The organism is Ruminococcus turbiniformis, assembly GCF_020687545.1.
Classification (GTDB): Bacteria; Bacillota; Clostridia; order Lachnospirales; family Lachnospiraceae; genus Mediterraneibacter; species Mediterraneibacter turbiniformis.
Window position 1 is genome coordinate 1 of the sequence record NZ_JAJEQX010000062.1, and the last position, 10176, is coordinate 10176.

Below are 10176 nucleotides of genomic sequence, written 5' to 3' on the forward strand. Positions count from 1 at the left end.
AGAAGTGCACTAATGATTCTCAGTTCATGAAGCCTCTTATGGTATATATACTGTAAAATATTAAATTTTCAAGGTTCATGCGGAGATTCAAACATAGAAAACACTATGTTTTGACCCCGACATCATATGATAAATATAAAATCCCGGAATTGTCAACCTTATCGCACGTAATTTTACATAAAAAGAGGGCGAATTTCTCCACCCCCTTCTTTAGCGGCCGCAATCATTATCAGACAGCCGTTATCCACAATAACTGCTTTTCTCACAGTTTCCCCAGCCGCCGCTTCATCGTCTTCTCCACTGCGTTGAGAATATTCTCATACCCTGTGCACCGGCACAGATGGCCGGAGAGCAGCTTTCTCAACTCATCTCTTGTGTATTCTTTTCCGCTCTCAAGTATCTCCACCACGCTCATAATCACGCCCGGTGTACAGAACCCGCACTGAACCGCAGTCTCGTCAACAAACGCCTGCTGAATATCGGAAAGTTCTCCGTCCGGACTTAAAAGCCCTTCCAGCGTGCGGATGTCTTTTCCGTCCGCCCACACTGCCAGATAGATACAGGAATTGTAACATTCCCCATCAATCATCACATTGCAGGCGCCGCACTCTCCGACCTCACAGCCTTTCTTCACGCTGGTCAGGGAGTAGTCATTTCTCAGCATGTCTGTCAGAGATGCCCTCACATCCACGTACGTCTCCCGCTCTACTCCATTGATGCGGCAGCGCACCAGTTTATACTGTCTCTCGCTCATTACACAGCACCTCCCGATCTCTCCACAGCTTCCTTAAGCGCCCTTTTGCACAGGACTTTTGAGATATGTTCACGGAATGCCTTACTGGCTCTCCAGCTGTCACGGGGCGTCACGTCCTCAAGAACGGTATCGCCGATTTTCTCTATGTTCTCCTCTGTCACGGCAAGTCCTCTCCCCGCGTCTTCTGCGTGTACCGCGCGCATGGGAACCGGTCCTGCCACGCCGTACGCGATACGGATATCCTCAAAATTCTTCTTGTCCTCTGAGAGCTTCACGTTTACAGAGCACCCCAGCGTCGCGATATCCATGGCGTTTCTCATGGCATATTTGATATAATGTCCTTCATATCCCTCATAGGACTCTTTCCGGATCAGTATTCCGGTCTGAATCTCCGCCGGCCGCAGATCCACCTTGCCGGCTTTGATATAAAAGTCTTTGATCGGAAGACGTCTGACTCCCTCCGGTCCGGTCAGCTCGATCACCGCATCCCACGCAAACAGGGTGGACGCAGAATCAGCGGAAGTCACGCCGTTGCATGTGTTTCCTCCGATCGTTCCGATGTTCCGGATCTGGGGTCCTCCGACCATGTCCACGGCCTCACCGAGCACATTGATGTGCTTCTGGATCAGAGGATCTTTTGTAATATGGGAGAAACTGGTCAGGGAACCGATCCTGAGTGTTCCGTCCTCCTCCATCTTCACGCCGCGCAGTTCATCCAGAGAGTAGATGCTCACAAGCTCTGCACCTGCGCGTTTTCCCTCTCTCATCTGGACGAGCACGTCGCTTCCCCCGGCGATAATCTGCGCCCCGGGATGTTCCTGTAAGAGCCGGATCGCGTCAGATACACTCTCCGCCTCGTATAATGCTTTCATATCATACATTGGCTTCTCCCCCTTCCTGTATCAGTCCCGCTTTTTTGAACTCTTCAAAGAGCACGTGCGGCCGCATGGGCAGCTCATCCAGCGCCACACCGGTGGCCTGAAGGATCGCGTTTCGGATCGCTGGAGCCGGCGAACATGCCGGCGGTTCTCCGAGCGATTTCGTCCCGTACGGGTTGGTGGGCTCGAAGTTCTCGATAAACGTTGCCTTCAGATCCGGATGATCCATAAATGTGGACAGTTTGTAATCCAGAAGGTTATTGTTCAGCGGCTTTCCTGTTTTCTCATCAAAGAGCAGCGTCTCCGAGAGTGCGTAGCCGATGGCCATGCTCATGCCGCCGTGCGCCTGTGCCTCTGCCAGCGCCGGATTGATCAGCCTGCCGCAGTCATGCACATTCAGGATGTCGGTCACATGCGCCTTGCACGCCTGGATATCGACCTCCACCTCGACAAACGTACATCCGAAGGAATACGCGTTGTTCTTGATCTGATAGCTGCTCTCCGCGGTCAGATGGCCGTTGTTCGTCAGGCTGTAAAGCTTTTCTGTCGCCAGTTCACCCACGCTCATGAGCACTTCCCCGTCCGTAGTCCGGACAATATTTCCGTCGATTACGTCCATGTTTTCCTTCATCTGCCGAGTCAGCTCACATGCTGTCTCCAGAATCTTCTGCTTCAGCATCTCACCGGTCTGACGGATCGAGAATCCTGCCATATAAGTCTGGCGGGAAGCATAGGCGCCGGTTCCGAACGGTGTCACATCTGTATCCTGAGAGGAAACAACGTGCACCATGTCAAACGGGATTCCCACCGCCTCCGCTGCCATCTGCGCGAAAGCTGTGTCAGCCCCCTGTCCGATCTCCGTCTCTCCGAGCTGGATCTGAATGCTTCCATCCTGGTTAAGCACCATACGGCATGCCGATGTTTCAAGGGAGATCGGCCACACACCGGTATTGTACCAGAAGACAGACATTCCCACGCCGCGGCGGATATTTCCTGTCTGATGGGCGTATTTCTCTCTTCTTGCATCATAGTCAAAATCTTTTCTTCCTTTTTCCATACATTCCCGGAATGTGTCATAATAGTTCACATTCTTCGAGAATCCGTCAGTGAATCCCTTCGGCATCACATTGTTCATCCGGAACTCATACGGCGGTACTCCCAGCGCCTTCGCCACGTCGTCGGTGTGGCTCTCCATGGCGAACATTGCCTGGGGAATCCCGTATCCTCTCATGGCTCCGGACACTGACTTGTTCGTAAACACGGTGTATGTATCCGCCTCAATGTTCGGGCACGGGTAGAGCTGCGGGAAGCATCCCATTCCCTTTGCCGCGATGCTGTGTCCGTGGGACGCATATGCGCCCTGATCGGAAAAACTCTCAAACTTGCGGGCCGCATACGTGCCGTCCGGCCTCACGTAGGAGATAATATGGAAATCGATAGAGTGTCTCACTCTGTTGGATACAAACGTCTCTTCTCTGGACACGTCAAGTTTTACCGTGCGGCCTCCGACCTGCGTTGTGAGATACGCGCACAGCGGTTCATAGAGAATATCCTGCTTGTTTCCAAATCCTCCGCCGATATACGGCTTGATAATCCGCACCTGCCCCCACGGAACGTTCAGCGCCTGACCGACAACCCGCCGGCAGATATGGGGAATCTGGGTGGATGACACAACAACCACCCTTCCCTGCTCCATATAGGCATAGCAGATAAAGTTTTCGATATGGCAGTGCTGGACAGTCGGTGTATGGTACCAGCCTTCCACCTTGATCAGTCCCGGTTCCCTGCTCGCCTCTTCATAGTTTCCATTGCGGATGGATGTGTGCGCGAGGATATTGTTCTGATATTTCTCATGGATCTGAGGCGCCCCGTCCTCCATCGCCTTATGTACATCCAGCACAAAGGGAAGCTCTTCATATTCCACTTTTATAGCACGTACCGCCTGGGCTGCTGCCACCTCGTCTTCAGCCACCACTGCTGCCACATCATCTCCGTAAAATCTGACATGATCTGTCAGGAGCAGCCGGTCGGCCACATCCTGATGCGCAGGTTCCGTGGACCACGGATGACCCGCCGTGGGAAAATAATTTTTCGGCACATCAAAACAGGTAATCACTTTTACCACTCCGGGTATTTTCTCTGCCTCTGATGTGTCAATGGATTTCACATAGCCGTGAGCGATCGTAGAATGAAGAATTTTCGCCACATATGCATTGCGGTCGCACAGGTCGTCCGTATACTTTGCCCGCCCTGTCACCTTCTCAAAAGCGTCCACTCTTTTATAGCTTTTGCCGCTCTCATGGTTTCGTGTTTCCATGTCATCACCTCCGGTTTTCATAGCGGCGCCCAAACGGCACCTTGATTTTTTATAGAACATCTGTCTTTTATGACAGATCGATCTCTCTTCCTTTTACATATTTGGCCCGGATCTCGCGCTCGTCTGCCAGGTAGATCATACGCTCCAGCCTGCTTCTTATGTCGAGGGGCCCCGGGCCGGCAAGCCTGCTGTCATCGAGAACGACCGCATCAAAATCATATCCGTCCTCAAAGCTGCCCACCTTTCCGAAAAATTCTCCGCCGCCCTTTGTCCCCATATAGAAGACTTCTTCTGCGGTCAGCGGGGCGAGAGTTTCATCCGCCAGACGCCATCTCAGCTTCGACGCCTGCACCGCGTGGGCCATGGCCCGGAACATGTTCTCTGTCGAGCCTCCCGCCACATCGCTTCCAAGCCCTGTTTTGATTCCCATCTCAAGGAACCGTCTTACCGGCGCAATTCCCGAAGATAAGTTCATATTGGACTCAGGGCAGTGGGCGATCATCACGCCGTTCTCCCTGATCCGCTCCAATTCTTTGTCGCCGCTGTACACACAGTGGGCCATAATCGTCGGACAGTCCGCCCCGAACAGGCCGAACCTGTCGTAGGCATCGCCGTAAAACTCTGACCACGGACAGAGCTCCTTCACCCAGCTGACTTCTCCCGGGTTCTCCGACAGGTGAGACTGTACCGGCAGATCGTAGCGGATCTGAAGTTTTTTCAGTTCCTCCATCAGTTCATCCGTACAGCTCGGCGTAAACCGCGGCGTCAGAATGGGCCGTGTATTCTGATAGTTTCTCTTTTTCACTTCCTTAAGCCAGGAAAGCGTTGCCTCCGCGGACTCCCTGGTATCTTCTCTCAGATAATCCGGACAGTTCCGGTCCATATTCACTTTCCCGATATATGTGTCCAGCCCGGTCTTCTCCATCCGGTCCATAAGGAGCATGGTCGCCGGTCTGTGAATGGTGGCGAAAATACACGCCCGCGTCACAGCGCTCCTCCGCATGTTGTCCGCGAAGATCCCGTACGCCTTCTTTGCATACTCCAGGTCTTCATACCGGGCCTCCTCCGGAAACGTATTAGCCTCCAGCCAGTCCAGAAGTTCCATATCCATTCCCAGTCCTCTGAAAGCGTACTGCGGCGCATGGATATGAAGATCCACAAGTCCCGGAATAATCAGGCAGTCGCCGAAATCACGGATGGGCGTCCCGCCAAGCTTAAAAGGAAGCGTCTGATATATCCCCTCCGTCTTTCCATCCTGACAGACAAGATATCCATGTTCATATATCGTAAACTCTTTCGGGTTTTTGCTGTACACAATATTCCCCTTCAGTATTGTGACTTTTTCCTTTTCTTTCATTTTTCTCTCCTTACCCTGATTGAATCCCCGTCTTTTCACATCATTTCAGTTCATCCTGTATGCACAGTTTTTTGCATATTCACAGCTCTTCATATGTTCAGATCGTCACAAAAGCATACCGGATGATGAAAAGGACACAGATCACCACGGTCAGCGGCTTGATCTCTCTTGCTTTTCCCGTAAAGAGACAGATGACGCAGTAGCTGATCAGTCCCATTGCGATTCCGTTGGCAATCGAGTATGTAAACGGCATAAACACTATTGTACAGAATGCGGGCAGAGCATCCTCCATCTTGCTGAAGTCCACATCGCGGATATTGCTCAGCATGAGCACGCCAACGAAAATCAGCGCGGGAGCTGTCGCAGCTGACGGGATGCATCCCACAACCGGGGCAAATATAATTGCCGCCAGGAACAGAAGCCCGGTTACAAGACTCGTCATACCGGTGCGTCCTCCCGCTGCAATACCGGAACTTGACTCCACAACAGTTGTGACCGAAGATGTTCCCACAAGTGCGCCTGTCAGCGTGGAAACCGCATCTGACATCAGCGCCTGTTTCATGCGGATCACTTCCCCGTTTTCATCGACCATTCCCGACTGTTTCGCAGCTCCGAAAAGCGTGCCGATCGAGTCAAACATATTCACCAGCGAGAAGCTTAAGACGAGCATGACAACCGTAAACAGGTTTTCCGCCAAATTCGTTCCTGCAAAAAGTCCGGCAAAGTCCAGTTTCAGGAACGACACCTCGGCAAAGTCTGCAAACTTGGCCGCCAGATTCAGGTCAAAGTTGGACAGCTTCGTAACTCCCAGCGGTATTCCGATAACTGTAGCGGCGATAATGCCGATAAAAACGGATCCCTTTACATTTTTGGCGTAGAGCACGCCGATCACCATAAGGCCGAAAACCGCTGTAAGCGCCCCGCTGAGTACACTCAGGTCGGCCCCTTCCGTTCTCCACTGTGAAAAATCAACAAGACTGATCAGCGTGGATGAGTTGGAAACGACAAGTCCTGAGTTCTTCAGTCCGATCAGCGTAATAAAAAGCCCGATTCCCGGAGTCATCGCCTTCTTCAGCACATCCGGAATAGCACGGATAATCGCTTCTCTGAGTCCGGCTGCCGTGATGATAATAAAAAATGCTCCCGACAGGAAAACAATAACAAGCGCCTGGCTGTACGTGTACCCCATTCCGAGCACGACCGTGTATGCGAAGAACGCGGTCAGCCCCATTCCCGGCGCCTGTGCATAAGGCACCTTTGCATAGAGAGCACAGAGCATCGTACCGATAAAAGCGCCCAGACATGTTCCGATAAAAACTCCGTTTGAAATTTTGACGGCCATATCCGCCTCTCCCATAACCACATACGGATCTGAAAGAATCTGGGGATTCAGTACGAGAATATAGGCCACAGTGATAAAAGTTGTTATGCCGGCAAGGATTTCTGTCTTAATCGTTGAATTTCTTTCTGTAATCCCAAAATAACGGTCTAAAAAATTCCTTTTCTTTTGTTCCACTATTCTTTCCTCCATTACATCTTTTTTACACAGTATCTCATGTTTCCTCTGTAATGCAGCGCAGCCGAAATAGTGGGATCCTCCATATTAAAAAACGCACTCCTCCTTTCTCAAAAGCAAAATAAAAAAGGGCTGGCTACATATTCCATGTAGTCAACTCTTTACGGTAGTTGGTAGAAACACCGGGCCAATCCCCGGTTTATACATGTCTGACAAAAGATATGTGTGGTTTCTTTAACACTTATTTTATTATTATTATAAAAATCAAGCTTTTTAAGAAAAATAAGCATTTTTCATAATTTTCGCATCGAAACCACACATATTTTTGTGCTAATCGATGATTTCGCAGGGATTTCCATTATCCATATTTCCAAGCTGTCTGAGTACATCCTCAAGAAGCAGCCAGAACCGCTCCATGGAATCCAGCGGCATCTCTTCATCAGGCGTATGCACATTCTTTATTGTCGGCCCGACAGATATGGCGTCCATCCCCGGGAGAGCGTCCACAAAAAGACCGCACTCAAGCCCCGCATGGATCTCTTCGATCTTAAGTTCTTCCTGAAAAAGTCCCCTGTAACTCTCCTGAAATACTCTGCGGATCAGCGAATTCTCCTGATAACTCCAGCCGGGATACTCACCCCGGAATCCGATCTCAAATCCAAATGTCCCGGCAAGCGTCTTGAACCGGTTCTTCGTATCCTCCTGAAGTGAAGCTACTGATGACCTGGGAGCGGATGCTATGACAATCCTGTCCTCTTCCGTGCGGACAATCCCGAGATTTACGGATGCTATGACAAATCCGCCCGGCTTGTAATCCGCCCGCAGAACACCGTTGGGGATCAGGCGCAGAGCACCGGTCAGTGCCTTTGCATCCTCCTTGGAAAGCACTGAAACCTCCTGTCTTTCTTCCGTATCAATTTTAATAACAATTCCGGGTTCGTATGGTCTTAACTCCTCCGTGAGTACTTCAGCAAACTTCACTGCTTCTTTGCGCGCCGCTTCTGCTTCCTCTGCATTTTCACAGAGCAGAACCGCTTCGCATTCCCGCGGAATGGCGTTGTCCTTTGTTCCGCCGCACAGGCTCACAAGTCCGGCGCCGGTCTTTTCTATAAGCGCCTCTGCCATACGGGCCATGATCAAGTCTGCGTTCTGGCGTTCTTTATTGATATCCATCCCCGAGTGTCCTCCCATCAGGCCTGAAACTTCCAGACGAAGAACCATACCTGAAGCATTCACTCTTGTCACACGGCGCGTAAGATCGATCCGCATTCCACCCGCGCAGCTGACTGTGGCAACGCCTTCATCTTCTGAATCCAGATTAATCAGGATACGCGAATGGATCTTTGATTTGTCAAACGCGCTCGCCCCGTTGAGTCCTATCTCCTCTTCTGTGGTAAACACACACTCCAGCGGAGGATGCGTAAGACTGTCGTCGTCCAGCACCGCCATCATAAGCGCCACCGCTGCTCCGTTGTCCGCTCCGAGCGTCGTTCCATCAGCCGAGAGCACGCCGTCATTTAACACAAGATTGATTCCCTCTTTCTCAAAATCATGTTCCGTTCCCGCCAGGCTGTCGCACACCATGTCAAGATGTCCCTGGAGCATAACCGGAGTCTTGCTGACCGCACCCCCGCAGGCGTTCTTTCTGATAAGCACATTAAAGCTGTCGTCCTGATACACTTCAAGTCCTCTCTCCTCTGCAAAGCGCACAAGATAGTCACTGATCGCCTTTTCGTTTCCCGATCCTCTCGGAATGGCAGATATCTCTTCAAAACAATGAAACAGCTTTTCCGGTTTGTATCCTCTGATTTTATAATTCATGGCATTTTCCCTCTCTTTTCAGTTTTTTTCCTTCTTCCACATAGGCTCTGCTGTTCTCATAGAGCTTTTTACGCTCTTCTTCCGTCAGCATACGCTTTACCGATGCGGGATGTCCCGCGGCCAGACTGCCGTCGGGTATCTCCTGCCCTTCCAGGATCAGGCTCCCCGCTCCGATCAGACATTCCTTCCCGATCTTCGCCCGGTTCAGAATGACCGAGCCCATCCCGACCACAGTTCCGTCTCCGATCGTGCATCCGTGGATCACCGCATTATGGCCGATGGTCACATCGTCGCCTATCACCGCCGGGCATCCCCGGTCCGCATGGACGGTACAGTTATCCTGGATATTGCTCCGCTTCCCCACGTCAATGCGCTCCACATCTCCCCGGAGCACCGCATAGTACAGCACACAGGAATCTTCCCCGACGGATACGTCACCGTCCACCACAGACTCCTTTACGATGCTTGCCGACTCTGCAATCTTCTGATTTCTGCTCATCTGTCTCACACCTCCTCACCGGCAGCGTTCTCTTACATTTGCTCTTACGTCCTCCTGCATTCCCTTATGTTCCCGGGACACGCCGTATCCTATATCCCCGCAAATGCACAGACCACCGCCACCACAATGGCCGGCAGCATATTGGCAACCTTGATTTTTTTCTCCCAGATCAGGTTCACTCCCACGCAGAAAATGAGCATGGAGCCGGTCAGCGACAGATTGGACAGCGCCCGGTCTGTCATCCAGGGCTCGATAAACCGCGCAAGAACCGTGATCACACCCTGAAACACCGCAACGGGAATGGCGGCGAACATACAGCCGACTCCCATGGAAGCCGTCATCACACACACGATAAGCATATCCAGCACTGCCTTTAAAATCAGCGTGGACGGATCTCCCTGTATTCCGTCCTGTATGGAACCGACCACCGCCATGGCTCCTATACAGATCGTAAGAGAACAGGTGACAAAACCGTCTACAAAACGGTTCTCCCCGCTGTTTCCCGTCTTCACTCTGAGCCAGCTTCCGAACTGCTCCATCCGCTGCTCAAGGTTAATCCACTCCCCGATCAGCGCTCCCAGGGCAAAACTTATGACGATCATCATCGTGCCGCTGCTCACAAGTGCGTCGCCGGAAACCTTCATCATCTCCTGCATCACGCCGGCAATGCCGACAAACAGCACGCACACTCCGTTCGCCTGTATCAGTGTCTGCCGGTACCGGTCACTGATCGCCCTGCTTCCCAGAAGCCCGATCAGTCCGCCCGCAAGAATTCCAGCTACATTAATCATTGTGCCAAGTCCGATCATTTTTCATGCCCTTTCTCTCTTTCCCGGCGGTGAAAATAAAAACACCAAATATAAGTATACGCTTTTTCCCGCCGAATCACAAGCTGTTTTCCTTGACAGTATGTGTCAAGTAATCGTTGGCACTTTTTCTTATTTTTTAATGTCAGTTTATTTATCTTATTTTCAGATAATTCGATCTGGACTTTATCTGATCATTTTATATTTCTTTTTAACAGAATGCTCTTG

Annotated in this window: 8 protein-coding genes and 1 riboswitch; all 8 genes read right to left on the minus strand. The window is 51.3% G+C overall.

Features of this window, described 5'->3' with window-relative positions:
* Nucleotides 1–262 precede the first annotated feature (262 nt).
* Complete coding sequence (gene xdhC / locus LKD70_RS17935; RefSeq protein ID WP_227709236.1) at nucleotides 263–754, minus strand: xanthine dehydrogenase subunit XdhC; 492 nt, start codon at nucleotides 752–754, stop codon at nucleotides 263–265.
* Nucleotides 754–1635, minus strand: coding sequence for a xanthine dehydrogenase subunit XdhB (gene xdhB, locus LKD70_RS17940; protein WP_227709237.1), 882 nt, complete (start codon nucleotides 1633–1635; stop codon nucleotides 754–756). Before xdhB ends, xdhC begins: the two co-directional genes overlap by 1 nt.
* On the minus strand, nucleotides 1628–3949 hold the full coding sequence (xdhA, locus tag LKD70_RS17945) for a xanthine dehydrogenase subunit XdhA (RefSeq protein WP_227709238.1): 2322 nt from the start codon (nucleotides 3947–3949) through the stop codon (nucleotides 1628–1630). Before xdhA ends, xdhB begins: the two co-directional genes overlap by 8 nt.
* A gap of 67 nt (nucleotides 3950–4016) precedes the next feature.
* Nucleotides 4017–5306 (minus strand): amidohydrolase family protein, encoded by a 1290-nt coding sequence (locus tag LKD70_RS17950; RefSeq protein ID WP_227709239.1) that lies wholly within the window; start codon nucleotides 5304–5306, stop codon nucleotides 4017–4019.
* 97 nt (nucleotides 5307–5403) lie between these two features.
* Nucleotides 5404–6837, minus strand: a complete 1434-nt coding sequence (locus LKD70_RS17955) for an NCS2 family permease (RefSeq protein ID WP_227709240.1) — start codon at nucleotides 6835–6837, stop codon at nucleotides 5404–5406.
* Between the two features lie 115 nt (nucleotides 6838–6952).
* Nucleotides 6953–7049: riboswitch (purine riboswitch) on the minus strand.
* 103 nt (nucleotides 7050–7152) lie between these two features.
* Nucleotides 7153–8643, minus strand: coding sequence for an aminoacyl-histidine dipeptidase (locus LKD70_RS17960; RefSeq protein ID WP_227709241.1), 1491 nt, complete (start codon nucleotides 8641–8643; stop codon nucleotides 7153–7155).
* Nucleotides 8633–9142 (minus strand): gamma carbonic anhydrase family protein, encoded by a 510-nt coding sequence (locus LKD70_RS17965; protein ID WP_227709242.1) that lies wholly within the window; start codon nucleotides 9140–9142, stop codon nucleotides 8633–8635. Before LKD70_RS17965 ends, LKD70_RS17960 begins: the two co-directional genes overlap by 11 nt.
* Before the next feature lie 89 nt (nucleotides 9143–9231).
* Nucleotides 9232–9951 carry a DUF554 domain-containing protein gene (locus LKD70_RS17970; RefSeq protein ID WP_227709243.1) on the minus strand — a complete coding sequence of 240 codons (720 nt, stop codon included), beginning with the start codon at nucleotides 9949–9951 and terminating at the stop codon, nucleotides 9232–9234.
* Nucleotides 9952–10176 lie beyond the last annotated feature (225 nt).

Excerpts from the sequence above, each read along its gene's own strand:
- xdhC (WP_227709236.1), bottom strand. The coding sequence starts at position 754 with ATGAGCGAGAGACAGTATAAACTGGTGCGCTGCCGCATCAATGGAGTA.
- xdhB (WP_227709237.1), bottom strand. The coding sequence starts at position 1,635 with ATGTATGATATGAAAGCATTATACGAGGCGGAGAGTGTATCTGACGCG.
- xdhA (WP_227709238.1), bottom strand. The coding sequence starts at position 3,949 with ATGGAAACACGAAACCATGAGAGCGGCAAAAGCTATAAAAGAGTGGAC.
- LKD70_RS17950 (WP_227709239.1), bottom strand. The coding sequence starts at position 5,306 with ATGAAAGAAAAGGAAAAAGTCACAATACTGAAGGGGAATATTGTGTAC.
- LKD70_RS17955 (WP_227709240.1), bottom strand. The coding sequence starts at position 6,837 with ATGGAGGAAAGAATAGTGGAACAAAAGAAAAGGAATTTTTTAGACCGT.
- LKD70_RS17960 (WP_227709241.1), bottom strand. The coding sequence starts at position 8,643 with ATGAATTATAAAATCAGAGGATACAAACCGGAAAAGCTGTTTCATTGT.
- LKD70_RS17965 (WP_227709242.1), bottom strand. The coding sequence starts at position 9,142 with ATGAGCAGAAATCAGAAGATTGCAGAGTCGGCAAGCATCGTAAAGGAG.
- LKD70_RS17970 (WP_227709243.1), bottom strand. The coding sequence starts at position 9,951 with ATGATCGGACTTGGCACAATGATTAATGTAGCTGGAATTCTTGCGGGC.